Annotated in this window: 15 protein-coding genes; 6 read left to right on the top strand and 9 right to left on the bottom strand. The window is 67.4% G+C overall.

Annotated features, from left to right (window positions below; genetic code table 11):
• Positions 1-32: 32 nt before the first annotated feature.
• Genes VF536_RS21940 through VF536_RS21950 form a run of 3 tightly spaced genes read right to left on the bottom strand, consistent with a single transcriptional unit; the run spans position 33 to position 2,679 of the window.
• Positions 33-1,466, bottom strand: coding sequence for a sensor histidine kinase (locus VF536_RS21940; protein ID WP_331617023.1), 1,434 nt, complete (start codon positions 1,464-1,466; stop codon positions 33-35).
• The gene (locus VF536_RS21945) at positions 1,463-2,125 is read right to left on the bottom strand and encodes a response regulator (RefSeq protein ID WP_331617024.1); all 663 of its coding nucleotides are present in this window, start codon (positions 2,123-2,125) and stop codon (positions 1,463-1,465) included. Before VF536_RS21945 ends, VF536_RS21940 begins: the two co-directional genes overlap by 4 nt.
• A complete protein-coding gene (locus VF536_RS21950) occupies positions 2,122-2,679 on the bottom strand; it encodes a hypothetical protein (protein WP_331617025.1) in 558 nt (185 codons plus the stop codon). Before VF536_RS21950 ends, VF536_RS21945 begins: the two co-directional genes overlap by 4 nt.
• 116 nt (positions 2,680-2,795) lie before the next feature.
• Between VF536_RS21950 and VF536_RS21955 the strand changes: the two genes are divergently transcribed.
• On the top strand, positions 2,796-3,194 hold the full coding sequence (locus tag VF536_RS21955) for a GtrA family protein (protein ID WP_331617027.1): 399 nt from the start codon (positions 2,796-2,798) through the stop codon (positions 3,192-3,194).
• 37 nt (positions 3,195-3,231) lie between these two features.
• On the opposite strand, the gene VF536_RS21960 is transcribed toward VF536_RS21955, so the two are convergent.
• Positions 3,232-4,524 carry an MFS transporter gene (locus VF536_RS21960; protein ID WP_414710429.1) on the bottom strand — a complete coding sequence of 431 codons (1,293 nt, stop codon included), beginning with the start codon at positions 4,522-4,524 and terminating at the stop codon, positions 3,232-3,234.
• Between the two features lie 54 nt (positions 4,525-4,578).
• Here VF536_RS21960 and VF536_RS21965 point away from each other — a divergent pair, with 54 nt between their 5' ends.
• The 4 genes from VF536_RS21965 to VF536_RS21980 all read left to right on the top strand — a co-directional run bounded on the left by VF536_RS21965 (position 4,579) and on the right by VF536_RS21980 (position 7,219).
• Positions 4,579-5,025: a helix-turn-helix domain-containing protein gene (locus VF536_RS21965; protein ID WP_331617028.1), complete on the top strand. Its 447-nt coding sequence runs from the start codon at positions 4,579-4,581 to the stop codon at positions 5,023-5,025.
• A 21-nt stretch (positions 5,026-5,046) separates the two neighbouring features.
• On the top strand, positions 5,047-6,228 hold the full coding sequence (locus tag VF536_RS21970) for a GGDEF domain-containing protein (RefSeq protein WP_331617029.1): 1,182 nt from the start codon (positions 5,047-5,049) through the stop codon (positions 6,226-6,228).
• 65 nt (positions 6,229-6,293) lie between these two features.
• Positions 6,294-6,899, top strand: a complete 606-nt coding sequence (locus VF536_RS21975) for a hypothetical protein (RefSeq protein WP_331617030.1) — start codon at positions 6,294-6,296, stop codon at positions 6,897-6,899.
• A gap of 29 nt (positions 6,900-6,928) precedes the next feature.
• The gene (locus tag VF536_RS21980; protein ID WP_331617031.1) at positions 6,929-7,219 is read left to right on the top strand and encodes a hypothetical protein; all 291 of its coding nucleotides are present in this window, start codon (positions 6,929-6,931) and stop codon (positions 7,217-7,219) included.
• Positions 7,220-7,272: 53 nt separating this feature from the next.
• On the opposite strand, the gene VF536_RS21985 is transcribed toward VF536_RS21980, so the two are convergent.
• From VF536_RS21985 to VF536_RS21995, 3 genes are all read right to left on the bottom strand, one after another.
• The gene (locus VF536_RS21985) at positions 7,273-7,665 is read right to left on the bottom strand and encodes an SMI1/KNR4 family protein (RefSeq protein ID WP_331617033.1); all 393 of its coding nucleotides are present in this window, start codon (positions 7,663-7,665) and stop codon (positions 7,273-7,275) included.
• A gap of 406 nt (positions 7,666-8,071) precedes the next feature.
• Entirely contained in the window at positions 8,072-8,647 is a 576-nt protein-coding gene (locus VF536_RS21990; RefSeq protein ID WP_331617035.1) for a hypothetical protein, read from the bottom strand.
• Between the two features lie 122 nt (positions 8,648-8,769).
• Positions 8,770-12,129, bottom strand: a complete 3,360-nt coding sequence (locus tag VF536_RS21995; RefSeq protein ID WP_331617036.1) for a di-heme oxidoredictase family protein — start codon at positions 12,127-12,129, stop codon at positions 8,770-8,772.
• 341 nt (positions 12,130-12,470) lie between these two features.
• Here VF536_RS21995 and VF536_RS22000 point away from each other — a divergent pair, with 341 nt between their 5' ends.
• The gene (locus tag VF536_RS22000) at positions 12,471-13,130 is read left to right on the top strand and encodes a helix-turn-helix domain-containing protein (protein WP_331617037.1); all 660 of its coding nucleotides are present in this window, start codon (positions 12,471-12,473) and stop codon (positions 13,128-13,130) included.
• 76 nt (positions 13,131-13,206) lie between these two features.
• Here the strand turns inward: VF536_RS22000 and VF536_RS22005 are convergent, their stop codons facing one another.
• Both VF536_RS22005 and VF536_RS22010 read right to left on the bottom strand, forming a co-directional pair.
• On the bottom strand, positions 13,207-14,415 hold the full coding sequence (locus VF536_RS22005) for an MBL fold metallo-hydrolase (protein WP_331617038.1): 1,209 nt from the start codon (positions 14,413-14,415) through the stop codon (positions 13,207-13,209).
• Positions 14,400-15,047, bottom strand: a complete 648-nt coding sequence (locus VF536_RS22010) for an epimerase (protein ID WP_331617039.1) — start codon at positions 15,045-15,047, stop codon at positions 14,400-14,402. The genes VF536_RS22005 and VF536_RS22010 overlap by 16 nt, the downstream gene beginning before the upstream one ends.
• Positions 15,048-15,165 lie beyond the last annotated feature (118 nt).

The following is a 15,165-nucleotide window of genomic DNA, read 5'->3' on the forward strand; positions in this document are numbered from 1 at the left end:
GGCAGTATCAAAAAGCGTCGCTTATCGCGTCCTTAAGAATCCGGACGAACAGTGTCGGCGCCCCCTCCGGATGCGGGTTCCGCGGCGGGGAAGCGCACGCGCACCTCCAGTCCCGGACCTTGCGCCCGGTCCATCAACCGCACCGTCGCGCCGTGACGCTCCGCGATCGCCTTGACGATCGCCAGGCCCAGGCCGCTGCCGATGTTCTCGCGGCCCGAGGTACCGCCGCTGCTTCCGCTGCCACCTCCGCCGCCACCGCCTCCACCGACATCGCCGCGGAAGAAGCGCCCGAAGACACGCTCCCGGTCCATGGCCGGGATCCCCGGACCCGAGTCACGCACGAACAGCGTCGGCCGGCCCTCGTCCATCTCCGTGCCCACGTCGATCACGCCGCCTTCGGGCGTGTGACGCAGCGCGTTCTCGATCAGGTTGTCGAGCAGCAGGGCCAGCTGTTCCGTGTCGCCCATGACCGTGCCGGGCCCGTGGAGTTCGGCCCCCAGGTCGATGCGGGCCTCCTCGGCCTTCGCCGCGAACGGCTCCAGCACGGTGCGGACCAGCTCGTCCAGATCGACGGGCACCAGCGGATCGACGTGGCCCGCCGGGTCCGTCCGCGCGACGGCGAGCAGTTGTCCGATCAGACGCTGCGCCCGCACGACGCCCAGCTTGAGCGCGGTCGTGGCCGCGCCGCGTTCGACCTCGTCGGCGCTGCGCTCCAGCAGCGTGAGCTGCAGCCGCAGCGCGGCGATCGGCGTGCGCAGCTCATGCGCCGCGTCGCCGAGGAACTTGCGCTGCGCGCTGAAGGACTGGTCGAGCTTGGCCATCAGGCTGTTGATGGCGCGCACCATGGGCAGCAGTTCGGCGGGCACCGCGGCCGTGTCGATCGCGGCCAGGGACCGCGCGCTGCGGCCGGCGATGTCGCGCGCCGCGGCGTCCAGCGGCCGCAGTCCGCGCCGCAGCCCATAGATCAGCAGGCCCGCCACCACCACCGCCATCGCGAGCAGGAAGGGCAGGATCTTGGCCGCCGATTCGCCGGCCATCTCCCGCCGCGACGCGCGCCGCTGCGCCGCCTGCACGATGCCGTTGTCATGGACCGCGGTGTAGACGATCCAGTCCTCGCCGCCGATGCGCGGGTGCGACAGCCCTTCCTTCGCGACGAAGGCGATCGGGACGCGCGGATCCGACGAATAGATCAAGGTCCCCGAGGCATCCCAGGCGAAGGTGGCGATCTCGCTGTCCTGCGGCTCGTCGTCGCGCGGGATCAGCACCGGCGCATGGGCCTGCTCGTGCGGCGCGTTGCTGCGGTGATAGGTGGCCACGCCGACGGCGACGTTCTTGAGGTCGTTGTCGAAGACCTCGTTCATCTCGTCGAGCGTGACGACGTAGGTCGTCATCGCCACCAGCGCCGATCCCAGCAGCAGGGTGCCGACGATCCAGGCGAGCAGCTCGCGCTCGATCGATCGCATCATGGCGCGTTGCCGATCCGGTAACCGACGCCGCGCACGTTCTTGATGGTCTCGCTGCCCAGCTTCTTGCGCAGGTTGTGCAGGTGCACCTCGATCGAATTGCTGGCCACTTCCTGCCCCCACCCGTACACCGCTTCCTCGAGCCGTTCGCGCGAGAGGACGGCGCCGGGTTTCTGCATCAGGGCCTCCAGCACGGCGAACTCGCGCGCCGAGAGTTCCACCACCTTGTCGGCGAGGGTCACCTCCTTGCGCACGGGATCCAGCACCAGATCGCCGTGCCGCATCACCGGACTGCCGCTGCCCGCATGGCGGCGCATCAGCGCCCGAACGCGCGCGACCAGCTCGTCCAGGTCGAAGGGCTTGAGGACGTAGTCATCGGCGCCGGCCTCCAGGCCGGCGATCCGGTCCTTGACGGTGTCGCGCGCCGACGCGATCAGCACCGGCATCGAATCGCCGCCCTGGCGCAGGTCCTTCAGCAGTTCCATCCCGTCGCCGCGCGGCAGACCGAGGTCGAGGATGGCGAGGTCGTACACGCCCGTGGACAGGGACAGCTGTGCCGCGCGCGCGTCCTGCACCCAGTCGACCGCGAAGCCCGCGGACACCAGGCCCTGCCGGACCGCGCGGCCGATCATGTCGTCGTCCTCGATGAGGAGCAGTCTCATGCGTGTATGTCCTCCAGTCGCAGCGCCAACCGATGGATGGACGCCCTCGCCCACCAGGTGACGGCCGCCGCGGCCGCCGCCACGGGCAGGGCCGCCAGCACGTCGCCGGGCAGGCTGGCGCCCAGGTAGATGCGGGACCATCCTACGACCAGACCCAGCGTCAGCAGGAAAGGACCGGCCACGGACAGGCGCCCGTGCCCGAAGGCGGTGAACGCCGCGGCCCAGAGCATCGCCACGGATCGTGACGGCACATCGGGCAGCCATCCCCGCGCCAGGTAACGCGTGCCCGCGATCACCTCCCGGTCGGCGGCGTGCAGATCGAGCGTCTGCACTACCAGCGCCGCCGCGCAGGCGAACAGCAGCGCGATCGCCGCGCACATCGCGAACCGCACCAGCTCCGCCTTGACTTCGCGCTCCGCGACCAGCCAGCCCACGACCAGCACCAGAGCCGCGCCGTGCACGCTCCAGCGCGCCAGCATCATCGGCAGGAACAGCTGGCCGGGCGTCAGTCCGGGCGGTGCGTTGATGAGCGAGAAGAGGTGGTGGTTGAGCATGGGCGGAGTCGCCGATGCTCGACCGCCGCCACTTAACTGCGCCTTAACTGGCGGTTGCCGGGCTATTCTTCGCTCCCCCGGCGCGCCCTGGCGCCCGCAGCCGACCCTCGAGCCCTGTGACAGACGTCCACGCCCGCCGCATCTCCCGCTTCATCGTCGTCGGCACCGCCGCCGCGCTCGTGCACTGGCTGGTGGTGACGGCGATCGTCCAGACCGTGCAGTGGCATCCGCTGATCGCCAACGTGATGGGCTGGATCGTCGCCTTGCAGGTGTCCTTCTTCGGCCACCATCGGATGACCTTCCAGGGCCACGGCGTGCCGATGTGGCGCTCGGCGATGCGTTTCTCCGCGATCTCGGCGGGCGGCTTCCTCGTCAACGAACTGGCTTACGCCGCCCTGCTCCGCTGGACCGACCAGTCGTACCAGGTGAGCCTGGTGATCGTGCTGCTCGGGGTGGCCGTGCTGACCTATCTGCTCAGCAGCCGATGGGCGTTTCTTGCGCGCCCGCACGAATAGCGTTTCCCGGCGCCTTGATCGGGGGCGGCTGATCCGGTCAGGTCATGGCCGTCGTTGATGCAGCGTTCGCATCGGCGCAGTCGCCGCTCCTCCCGGGTTCCGTGACTGCCCAGAACACGAGCGCGAGCACGCTGATCCCGGCACCGAGCACGCACACCGCCATCCACCCGCCCCACCCATACACCATCGTCGACGCCACCGCCCCTGCCCCGCTGCCGACCGCATAGAACAACATGTAGCAGGCGATGAGTCGACCATGCGATTCGGCCGGCCCGCGCAGGATGAGCGCCTGGTTGGTGACGTGCAGCGCCTGGCAGCCCAGGTCGAGCACGACGACGCCCGCGATCAGCCACCACAACGACCAGCGCGTCCCAGCCAGCGGCGCCCACGCGACGAGCATCAGCAACAGCGCGACGGCGCTTGCCTGCCTGCTCCGACCACGATCGACCCAGCGCCCTGCCCTGCCGGCGGCCAACGCCCCCACGGCGCCGAGGAGTCCGAATGCCCCGACTGCCGAGTGCGACAGCGAGTACGGCGCGGCCGTGAGCGGCAATGACAGTGCACTCCAGAAGACGTTGAACGCGGCGAAGAGCAGCAGGCCAAGGATGCCGCGACGCAGCAGCACGCGATCCGTGCGCAGCAGCGCCAGCGTGGAGCCGACCAACTGCGGGTAGCTCAGGCTCGACGGACTCGCAGGCAACATGGGGAACCGTCGCCAGGCGACGAGGCCGATACCTGCCACCAGGACCGCCGACGCCAGATAGACCCCGCGCCATCCGAGCAGGTCCGCGACGCCGCCGGCCCACACGCGCGCCAGCAGCAACCCGATGACCACGCCGCCCTGCGTGGCGCCCACCACACGCCCGCGTTCATGCGCTGCCGCGGCGCTGGCCGCGTACGCGAGGATGCCCTGCGTCATCGCCGTGCCCAGCGCGCCGACGAGCACCATCGCTCCCATCAGCAAGAGATAGCTGCCCGCCATCGCGACCGCCAGCAGCGCGAGCACGAGACCGATCAGTTGCAGCCGCATCAGGCGAGCTCTGGCGTACCGATCACCCAAAGGCACGATGAGCAGCAGCGCCAGCACCGACCCCACCTGCGTCGCCGTCACGACCGCGCCGATCGCGGCGGGCGCCACGTTGAAGTCCTTGGCCAGACTGTCGAGCAGCGGCTGGGCGAGATAGACGTTGGACACGCAGACAGCGCCCGTGACGGCAAACAGCGTGAGCTGGCGTGCGGGCATCGAGCCCGAGGAGGCGTCCGAAGACGAATCCACAGATGAAGGTTCTGGCATGACGCTACTGGTTTTGTTTTGCAACCAGTTCAGCATATCAGGTAGTTTTAAAATGCAACCTGATGGCGCAAGCGCCGATGGGAGATCGAGATGGCTGAGCGCAAGCGCATGAACGACGCGACGTGCCCCGTGGCCCGCGCGGTAGACATCGTGGGGGACCGCTGGTCGTTGCTGATCGTGCGGGACGCCTTCGATGGCATCACCCGCTTCGGCGACTTCCAGACCAGCCTGGGCGTGGCGAAGAACATCCTGGCGACGCGCCTGAAGGCATTGGTCGCGGAAGGCTTACTGGAGGTCCAACCCGCGACGGACGGCTCGGCCTACCAGCAGTACGTGCTGACGGCCAAGGGAGAGACACTGTTCCCGATCGTGGTGGCCCTGCGCCAGTGGGGCGAGGACAACCTGTTCGCTCGGGGCGAACGTCATTCGCGTCTGGTCGAGAATGCAACGGGACAGACCGTCGGAAGGCTCGCAGTCACCAGCAAACGCGGTGACGCGCTGGACTTCCGCGACCTCAAGGTCGTCGGCAAGACCTAGCCGCCCATCCAGCCACCGCCCATGGTTCTCGATCCCTTCACCCTGCTCGTCCTCACCGCGGCCATGGCGGCCGCTTCGGCGCTGTGCCTGGCCGCGGAATGGAGCAGCGTGCGCGAACGCTCGCTGCTGCTCTGGAGCGCCGGCTTCTCCATCATCGCCGTGGGCAGCGTGTTGGCCCTGCTGCGCTCCAGCGGCCATGTGCTGCTCGGCATCTGGTTCCCCAACGGCTTGCTGATCGTCGCCCACTGGTTGTTCCTGGCCGGCGTCGCAGGATTCACGCGTGCCCGGTTGCCGCGCGCCTGGTGGCTGGTGGCCGTCGTCTGGCTGGCGATGCTGTTCCTGCCCGACGGGCCGTGGTGGTCCAAGGTGATGCTGGGTACCCAGTCGCTGCTGATCGCCGTCATCACCCTGCGCGCCGGCCTGCTGCTGCGCCCGCAAGGCGGCGTGTTGAGCCTGGGGGCGGCGCAGCTGCGCTTCGTCCTGCTGGCCCACGGCCTCTTCTACCTCGCCAAGGCCGGGTCGACCTTGATGCCGGAGGCCTTCGTCAACCTGGCCGGCTTCCGCGGCGCGGTGATCCTGGTCTCACTGGTGGAAGGTGCGATGGCGATCATGCTGCTCGCCATCTCGATGACCGGCACCGAGCGCCATCGCCGCGAGGAACGCATTGCGGAGATCGCCGCACGCGACCCGCTCACCGGCCTGGACAACCGCCGCGCGCTCTACCTGCGCGCACCGGCACTGCTGGCGCAGGCCTCCCCGGCCCGCCCCTGCGCCCTGCTGCTGATCGACATCGACCACTTCAAGCAGGTCAACGACCTGCACGGCCACGACGCCGGCGATCGCCTGCTGATGGCACTGAGCGACCTCATCCGCGGCGCGCTGCCCGACGGTGCGCTCGCCGCGCGTCTGGGCGGGGACGAGTTCGTGATTCTTCTGCGCGGCGTCTCCGACACCACTGTGCAGGCGCTGAGCCAGGAGCTGCGCGAGACATTCGCGGAGCAGGCGCGCGCGATGTTCGTGACGCCGGAGCCGGTCTCCTTGAGCATCGGCGCGACCTTGTCCGAACAGCCGGACGCGGAGCTGTCGCACTGGCTCAAGCAGGCCGACGAAGCCCTCTACGCTTCAAAGCGCAAGGGGAGGGACCGGATGGAACTGGTCCCGCTGCGTGACCATCCGCCGATCGAGAACCTCGCGAAGCTGTAGCAGTTCGCAGCGGTGATGCAGACGAACTCCTGTAGCGACGCCGCCTCTCGACCGTACATGAGTCGATGGAATGCACCTCGGTAGATTGGTTAGCCATGAAGATGCAGGCAAGCTTTATCACTGCTGAGGACGTCGACGACTGGCATGACGCCCAGCGCGTCGTATTGAGCGGCCTCGCCGGTCTGACTGCATCTGTCGTTGCGGCTGTTGGGATCAGCCAAGGGGCGGAAGTTCGATGGCGAATCGACTTGCTCGCAGGCGTTGGGCACTCCTGCTTTCAGGACGTGCGCTGCGTCGGTGAACTCATCTACATCGGCTACGGCCGGCAAATCGCCGTCTTCTCGCCCATGACGGGCGAGTTGGAATCGCACTCGCTCGATGGTTACTTCGGCGGCCTCTTCACTGCCGGCGACCTTGAGTCGTCGGAACTCGGCGCTTCAGTGCTGGTTGCGTCGGCATCAGAGTTGCTGCGCTTCGACGGAAGAGGCCGGCTCCTTTGGAGAAGGTCTGAACTTGCGGTTGACGGTGTCATCGTCCGACGAGTCCAAGACGGCCAGATCTTCGGCGATGCCGAGTGGGACCCGCCGGGCGGGTGGGAGCCCTTTCGTCTGCGCCTGAATTCTGGAGAGGCATGTGGGACGCAGATTCGTGGACAAGAGTCCTCATCATGAAGCGATGCCCACATTGCGCCGCTCGTTCAATGCCGCTGCTTGCAGCCCTCCGCTCGGACAGGCGTCGGCCCGTTCGATGCGGCAACTGCGGCGAACTCAGCTATCTGCCGTCGGTCGCGACGCTCTTGGTCGGCGCGACCTTGGAGCTGTTGCTGATGGCGGCCCTGCTCCTTTCCGAATGGCTGAGCGGTATCAACATCCTCTATGCAGCAGGCGTCTTCACCGTGGTCTTGATTGGTGGCACGGCCACCCTATGGCCGCTGAGACCTGTTCCGCCACGCGGGGGCAAGCTCTCATTCTCTCGCCCGTCGCCGGCCTGACCAACACGCGTGCTGGGAAGTCAGCTTGACATCGCGCCCCGCCACGCTGCAGTTCACACGATGCTGGAAGGTTTGGCCGCGTAGTTCGCCATGAACTCTTTGAACGATGCTGACATCTGCTCGCCGGGAGGGTCGCTGGCCGTCACACGATAGACAGGCGCTGGTTGCTTTGAGTCGGCTGTGAGCTTGACGGCGTACAGCCACGAATTGACGAGGTAGTCTGCGAAGACAAAACAGTCTGGGTAGGCGAACCGGTCCGGGTAGATGACGCCACCCCGCTCGTCCAGTTCCTCGTGAACTCGGACGAATTCGCCGAGCGGCCAGAAGCGGAATAGGTCAACGTCCATGTGGCCATCGCTGCTTCCGTCGACAGTCATCAGGTACGCCAGCACGTCAGCCGGAAGTGCGACTCCGTTTTTGACTTGAAACGCCTCAACTTTCGCCACGGAAACTCCGGGCCGAATCGCGACGCCTGATCGCCGCCAATACTCAACGATAGTTCTCCACGGTCCCTCACTGGACTCCGTCACATTTGCGGACTCCAGAACTGGCTTGGTACGTCGAAGCAATCCAAACATAGGTGTCCTCCACGAGCGCCGCCGGATGGGCAAGTTGGACCTGCGATTCGCTCTCGACCGTTTGGGCTTCCGCTCGGCGACAGTATGCGGTCATTGGGAGCTGAAGGGCACCCAACGGTGGGGCAACAGGTCCGAGAGGTCGCGTGCAGCGGCAAGTTGCCTGGCCGCCGTTCTGGCGAAATATGCGGCGTTGCCCAAAAGCGCCTGAGTGGACATGCCTGAGGCCGCCTCGTGCATCGGCGAACCGCTCAAGCCGTAGGCTTGCGAGAGCTGGTCATCTCCCCACGAGCTTGAAGTCGAAGCTGATCGACAGCTTGTTGTCCCCTGCCTTCACCGAGTCGATCTTCAAAGCCTGCACTTCCCCTTGAAGCCTGCTCCCTGAGCCCTTGAGCATCTCCTCGACCGCCTGCTTCACATCGAATTCAACGGCACCGGGCAACGCCGGCGCAAGGCCCAGGTTCAAGAGGCTGCGCGTGTTGGGATCCTCCACCTCGTCCACGCGGATCTCGGTCAAGCGCACGACGTGACCCTGCGCGATCGGGGCCGCTGACACGGTCGCCCAGCTCGCCAACGTGACGCCGAGGCACTCCCGCCCCGAGGGCACGCCCAGCCGGCTGTTGAGATGGACCCGGATGATCACGCGCCCGTTCTGAAGCGACACCTTGGGATCTTCGAGATAGGCGTAGCAGGCGCCCTTCTGCAGATGGAGCTTCCCTTCTTCCTTGAACAGTCCTTCGGTCAGCAACGACTGGACCGCGGACTGCTCCAGGACGATCTCCGCGCAGCGCCCGATACCGGGCGCGCCGAGCAACGCAGCGGCGAGGCTTCCACAGATGAGGAGTTTCTTCATGGTCTCCCCAGTCTGCCACGGCACACCGAAGCGGCGTCCGAACGAAAAAAGGCCGTGGCATTGAGCCACGGCCTTCTGCTTGATGAACCGGCGCGCGAGGCGCCCGTTCCTTCAAGTTCTCATCACAGCGTCTTCAGCCACGCCAGCAGCGCGTCGCGATCCGCCTTGGACAGCTGCTCGAAGCGCTGACGCGACTTCTCGCCTTCGCCGCCGTGCCACAGGATGGCCTCGGTCAGGTTGCGGGCGCGGCCGTCATGCAGGTAGCCGACCGGTTGACCCTGGGCGACCTTCTCCGTGTAGCCGATGCCCCACAGAGCCGTCGTACGCCACATCGCGCCCTGCGCCTGGCCTTCCGGCAGGTTGTCCGCCAGGGCCGGGCCCATGTCGTGCAGCAGCAGGTCGGTGAACGGACGGATGGTCTGGTCACGAAGTTCCGCGAACGGATGGTTCTTGCCCGTCTTCATCTCCGCCGTGTGGCAGGCCGCGCAACGCAGCGCGTCGAACACCTTGCGGCCGTTGGCCACCTGGACCGCATCCACGCGATGCTCGTCCGTCGGCGCCACACCCTTCGGGAATCCGCTCGGGATGCTCCGTTGGGCCGGCACGGCCAGCAGCTGCATGTACTGCGTCAGCGCGGTCAGATCGGCTTCCTGGATGCCCTTCTGCGCCGGCGCCGTGCGGCAACCCTGCGGGTCGGTCGCGCAGCTGCGGTTCGGGTACACCGGCGAGGTCACCGACATGTCGTTCAGCAGCGCGTTGGCCACCTGGTGACGGATGCTGGCCTTGGACGCCTTCCAGCCGAAACGGCCCAGACGCGTGGCGCCGGTTTCCGGATCGAAGGTGAAGTTGGCCTTGCCCACCACGCCGTCCTGGTCCGGCGACGTGCGCGCACGGGCCAGGATGTCCGCTTCAGGCACCGCTTCCAGCAGACCGACACCCAGCAGCGGCAGCGCTGCACGCGCCGACCACAGCTGCGGCGTGGGACCGTCGAAGGCGAACTTCGGCTTGCGCAGCTCGACCTTCGAGCCGTCCCCCAGCGTGACGCTGCTGACATCGAAGCCCGCGACCTTCACCGCGTTGCCCCAGTCCTGCGGCGCACCGGTGGCCGAGGTCGAGTTCATCTGGATCGCCGAGCCGTAGCGCGGGTCCGGACGGATCGAACCGTCAGCCGCCTTCACCGCGACGTGGAAGGCCATCTTGTCCAGACGCTGGTCCACCGTGAACGGCGCAGGGCTGCGACCGTTGTTGGTGTGGCACTGCACGCAGGCCGTGGCGTTGAAACGGGTGCCCGCCAGGTTCTGGATCGAGGTCATCGGATCGTTGCCCGGCTCGATGTGCTGCCCGGTCACGAAGCTGCTGTGCACCGCACGGCGGCCTTCAACGAATCGCTGCAGGTTCTGCATGCCGATGTTGTTGAACGGCTGCTGGAACATGCGCCAGCCTTCGTCCGAGTAGTTGTACGAGACGGAACCCAGACCGCCCGACAGGACGGCATCCGGCAGCGGCACGCTGTTCAGGCGCGGCTGCACGCCGTACCACGGACGCAGGCCGGCACCCATGACGTAGATGACTTCGCTGGTGTAGTAGCGGATGTCGCCCTTGTCACCGATCGCATCCATCGCCGCACGGCTGGAGAAGAACGAGCCCGTGAACTCGATCGCCTGACCCACCTTCAGCGGGCTGGCCGGGATGTTGACGCCGTTGGGCACCAGCACGCCGTTCGCGTTCGGGGACAGGTCCTGGTGACCCGGCATGTTGTCCAGCACCACGGAGCAGCCGTCGTTGGCGCCGATGATGCCGTTGTAGCCCGTGTTGGGCTTGGCCAGGGCGTTCTGCGGCGGCTTGGGCACCACCGGGCAGGACGTCTTGTCGACGAACCCGTCCGTGTAGGTGGTCGGATCCAGCAGCTGACCCGGCGACATCCAGCCGTAGCCGGTGACGCCCACGTCGTCGATGCGGCGGAAGAAGGAATGACCGCCGCCGCGCTGCGCCTGCGGGAAGTACTGGTTGACGATCAGACGCGGCTTGGTGACGCCCGCCACGTTCGAGTTGTCGATGAACTCCACGCCCCACGTGCGATTCTTGAAGTAGTTCGCGACGAAGTTCATGTAGTTGCCCGGGCCCTTGTCCTGCGGATTGCCGTTGGCATCCACGGTGTCATTGGGTCCGAAGCCGATCTCGTTCCAGTCCTCGCCGCGCTCGCGGCCGTGACGGCCGACGCCGCGCTGACCGAAACGCGTCACCAGCGTGCCGTCCGGCAGCGTGAACTGGATCTGCTCGATCGGCGCCTGCGGGTTGAACAGCGGACCCGCGTTGGCACCGTTCACCGGGAAGGAGAACGGGGTCGTCGTCGTGGTCGGGATGCTGTTGTCGCTGCCGACGGTCTTGAACTCGACCTCGAACAGCGAATAGCCGTAGTTGGTCGCGCGGGTCACGCCCTGCATGCGGACGAAACGCGTCTTCACGCCGAGGTTGAAGTACTCCTCGGTGCCGCCCTTGCCGGCCGGCTGGTTGCGCAGGCGCGTCCAGGCCTTGCCGTCGTCCGAGATCTGGATCTCGTAGGCCTTGCCGTAGGCGTTCTCCCAGACGAGCTTCATGTAGCCCAGCGGTTGCGCCGTGCCGAAGTCGTACTGGATCCAGGCGCCGTCTTCAGGCTTGGAGGCCCAGCGGGTGGACAGGTTGCCGTCGATCGAGTTCTTCGCGGCCAGGCCGTCGTTCTCGGGGGCCGACGAGATCGTCGCGACGGGCTTGATCGCCACGCCCGGCTTGCTCGTGTCGCCCACGGGGTCCGTCGGCTGCGTCGGCTGGGTCGGCGTCGTCGGATCGGTGGGGTTGGTCGGCGTCGTCGGATCGGTCGGATTCGTCGGCGTGGTCGGGTCCGTCGGGGTGGTCGGCGGGACCGGCGTGCCGGTGAAGCCCTGGATCTCGAAGATCGAGTAGCCGTACTGCGTCGAGCGCGTCACGCCCTGCACGCGCAGGTAGCGGCCCTGGCCGCCGAGGTCCTTCAGGTCCTCGACGCCGCCGGGGCTGTTCTCGACCGTCTTGATCGTGGTCCAGGTCTTGTTGTCTTCGGACGTCTGCAGCAGGTACTTCTTCGCGTGGGCGTTTTCCCACTTGATGCGCACCCGCGTGATGGCGACGCTGCTGCCGTAGTCCAGCGTCAGCCACTCGTTGTCGGTGAACGCGGAGCCCCAGCGGCTGTTGTCGTCCCTGTCGATGGCCTTGGCGCCGTTCAGGTCGCCGCGCTCCATCGAGCTGCCGGTGGCGGAGACGGGCGTGAGCGCCGTCTCGGTGCCGTTGTCGCCGGCCATGCGCTTGGCGCGTGCGGCGGAATCGGCGTTGCCGCCACTGTCGTCGGATGCGATCTGGACGCCGCCGTCCTGCTGACCGTTGCCGCCGCCGCATGCGGCGAGCAGCGCACTACCCAGCAGGGCAGGGACAAATGCCCTGCCCATCATGATGCCGAGTTGCTTGAACTCCATGGTGTTCCCTCCCGTGCCTGTGGGTGCGATTGGTGCCGCGGGGGGGTGGTGCCCGCGACCGCTTCGATGGACCTGGCTTGGTCCGGTGTGCGCGCCGCCCATCGACACGGCACACCACATGTCCCTCCTGAGAGGGGCAAGCGGCGCGAGTGTCCGCGTTTGTTTTGCCATGCGGCAAGTTTTAATGTGTGTCGAATTGATGCCCTGGTGGAGGCCGATGCAACGGTATCGATACCAACGCACCAAGTCGGGAAACAGGGGCGATACGCAACCGGAATTCAAGGCGGAAAGCTACCTCCGGCGAGGTAGTTACAGCGCATGACAAAGGCATGATGTCGGGCATGAGCACTCCGGATATTTCCACGCCCCGCCGCCGCGAACAGCAGCGCTCGGCCGACACGAAGCAGACGATCCTGCGGACCGCGCTGAAGGAGTTTGCCGAGCGCGGCTTCGAGGCGGCGAGCATGCGTGCGATCGCGGAGCAGAGCGGGCTGACGCATCAGCTGATCACGTACCACTTTCAATCGAAAGAGGTACTGTGGCAAGCCGTGGCGACGCTGGTCTACGAAGAGCTTGCACGGGCACGCGAAGGATTGATCCGGCAGGCGAAGCCGGCGACCGCGATCGGCCAGCTGCGGCAGGAATTCATCGCGTACTTCCAGTTCACGCTGGACCAGCCGCACCTGCATCGCTTCATGATGCAGCGGCGCGAGGGCACGCACAGCGAGGACCGGCAGGAGTGGCTGGCGCAGCACTTCCTGCGGCCGCATTTCGAGCTGGCCCGCCCCTTGATCAAGGCGGCGCAGAAGGACGGCGACCTGCCCCAGGGCGAGCCGGTGCTGCTGTACTACGCGATGGTCTCGCTGGCCAACACGCTGGCGGTGATGGGGCCGGACATCGCGGCCACGACCGGCGTGCAGGTGTCGGAGGCGAAGACGGCCAAGGCCTACATGCAGGTGATGGACGCGATGCTGTTCAGCCGGGCCGGCGCGGCGGACTGAGCCGGCCACGGGTCACGGGCCTCGCGACAAGTCACGGACCGGGCTCCCGTCACGGGCCTCGTCGCTATGGGCCTCGTCATGACGGGCACGCGGGCACGCGCTCGCGATGCGCGGGATCCCCGCTGACCGTCGCCTGGACGGGGAACTGCTCGGCCGTGCGCCATGGCAATGCTGGCCACCAGGGAGCGGTCGTGGCCTGCATCGGCTCGACGATCTCGCCGGGTCGAGGCGTCACGACGCGGACCTGACGGCAGCGGGCGGCGGCCAGCACGCGCTCGACGGGCTCGGTCCACGCGTGCGGCGCCTGCCGGATCAGTCCCCAATGCACCGGCACCATCACCTCGCCGCGGACCAGGCGATGGGCCTCGACCGCCTGCTCCGGACCCAGGTGGGTGTCGGGCCAGTTCGCGTCGTACTGCCCCGCCTCGATCAGGGTGAGATCGAACGGCCCGAGGCGCTCGCCGATGGCGGCCAGGTCCGTGTGGAAGCCGGTATCGCCCGAGTACCAGACGCGGTGCCGCGGACCCGCGACGGCCCAGCCGGCCCACAAGGTCTTGTTGGTCTTGCTGCGCAGGCGTCCCGAGGCGTGCCGCGCCGGTGTCGCCACCAGCTCGACCGCGCCGACCCGCGTCGATTGCCACCAGTCCAGTTCCACGATGCGCGCGGCCGGGATGCCCCAGCGCTCAAGGTGCGCGCCGATGCCCAGCGGGACGACGAACACGGTCGACCAGTCGCGCATCGCGACGATGGTCCCCATGTCCAGATGATCGACGTGGTCGTGCGAGATCAACACGGCATCCACGCGCGGCAGGTCGGCCAGCGCGATCAGCGGGGGATACCAGCGCTGCGGTCCGGCCCAGGACACCGGCGATGCGCGCTCGCTCCACAAGGGGTCGATCAGCAGCACCGCGCCGTCCACTTCCAGCAAGGTCGTGGCGTGTCCGAGCCAGGTCAGACGCAGCCCCGAGTCCGGCGGCGACGCGTAGGCCCGGGGATCGGGCCGGACCACCGGGACGGGGGAGCGCGGCGAGCTGTCCGGCGAAGCCGAGCCGAGCAGGAAGTTCCGCCAGCCGGCGAGGCCGTCGGCCCAGATCGGCTGACGGTTCTCGAAATGATCGTCGTGCCATTGCGGCGACTGCTGCGTGCGCAGCAGCCGGTCGCCGGACGGCGCGTCGCCGAGCGCGGCGCTGTCGGTGATCGTCAGCAAGGTGCCGATCGCGCAGAGCAGCGCGACGGCCGCGACCATGCCCACGCGGGCCATCCGTGATCTCAGCGTACGGACCATGCGCGCAGCTCCTTGTTGATGAGCAGCGGGTGATCGGCCCCGCGCTTGGCGACGTCGAGCAGACAACGCGCCAGCTGATCGCAGTCGACGGCGTAGTCGGCGCTGAACAGCGACAGCAGCGATCCCACCGGCGCGAGGAAGCGCGCAAAGTCCTTGCGCGCGCCGCTGACGGCCGTCGGTCGGATATAGCCGGGACGGAAGACGAAGAGCGGGAGTCCCGTCTCGCCGAGCTGCCGTTCCGCCCTCCCCTTGATCCGCGCAAACAGCGAGCGCCGCTGCTCGGTGGGATCGGCGCTGCGCCCGCTGACGAAACAGAAGCGCAGGCGCGGGTTCATCGCCTGCAGGGCGCGGGCGGCGGCCATCGGATAGTCGAGCGTGATGCGGAGGTAGTCCTGCTCGCCGATGCCGACCTGAGACGCGCCAAGACACCAGATGCAGGCCGCGTGATCGGACAGGTCCAGTGCCGAGTAGTCCAGGAAGTCGCGCATGACGACCTCCTTCAGCTTGGGGTGCGTGAGGCCCAGCGACCTGCGCGTCAGCACGGTGACTTGCGTGATGGCGGTATCCGCGAGTGCCTGTCGGAGCACCTCGCCGCCGGCAAAGCCGGTCGCGCCGGTCAGAACGATCTTCATGGGTATCCGCCGTGTTTCAGGTTCGTGGGCCAAGGTCGTGGGTCATGCCGGTGCCTCACTTGACCGATCGCTTCTTGGCCGCGACGAAGGCGTCGAACTCGTCCTTCGTGAGGCCTTC

The sequence above is a fragment of the Roseateles sp. genome, from assembly GCF_036486225.1.
GTDB lineage: Bacteria > Pseudomonadota > Gammaproteobacteria > Burkholderiales > Burkholderiaceae_C > Roseateles.

Coding starts and splice junctions, on each gene's coding strand:
- VF536_RS21990 (WP_331617035.1), bottom strand. CDS start 8,647: ATGAAGAAACTCCTCATCTGTGGAAGCCTCGCCGCTGCGTTGCTCGGC.
- VF536_RS21940 (WP_331617023.1), bottom strand. CDS start 1,466: ATGATGCGATCGATCGAGCGCGAGCTGCTCGCCTGGATCGTCGGCACC.
- VF536_RS22005 (WP_331617038.1), bottom strand. CDS start 14,415: ATGGTCCGTACGCTGAGATCACGGATGGCCCGCGTGGGCATGGTCGCG.
- VF536_RS21965 (WP_331617028.1), top strand. CDS start 4,579: ATGGCTGAGCGCAAGCGCATGAACGACGCGACGTGCCCCGTGGCCCGC.
- VF536_RS21975 (WP_331617030.1), top strand. CDS start 6,294: ATGGAATGCACCTCGGTAGATTGGTTAGCCATGAAGATGCAGGCAAGC.
- VF536_RS22000 (WP_331617037.1), top strand. CDS start 12,471: ATGAGCACTCCGGATATTTCCACGCCCCGCCGCCGCGAACAGCAGCGC.
- VF536_RS21960 (WP_414710429.1), bottom strand. CDS start 4,524: ATGCTGAACTGGTTGCAAAACAAAACCAGTAGCGTCATGCCAGAACCT.
- VF536_RS21945 (WP_331617024.1), bottom strand. CDS start 2,125: ATGAGACTGCTCCTCATCGAGGACGACGACATGATCGGCCGCGCGGTC.
- VF536_RS21970 (WP_331617029.1), top strand. CDS start 5,047: ATGGTTCTCGATCCCTTCACCCTGCTCGTCCTCACCGCGGCCATGGCG.
- VF536_RS22010 (WP_331617039.1), bottom strand. CDS start 15,047: ATGAAGATCGTTCTGACCGGCGCGACCGGCTTTGCCGGCGGCGAGGTG.
- VF536_RS21980 (WP_331617031.1), top strand. CDS start 6,929: ATGCCGCTGCTTGCAGCCCTCCGCTCGGACAGGCGTCGGCCCGTTCGA.
- VF536_RS21995 (WP_331617036.1), bottom strand. CDS start 12,129: ATGGAGTTCAAGCAACTCGGCATCATGATGGGCAGGGCATTTGTCCCT.
- VF536_RS21950 (WP_331617025.1), bottom strand. CDS start 2,679: ATGCTCAACCACCACCTCTTCTCGCTCATCAACGCACCGCCCGGACTG.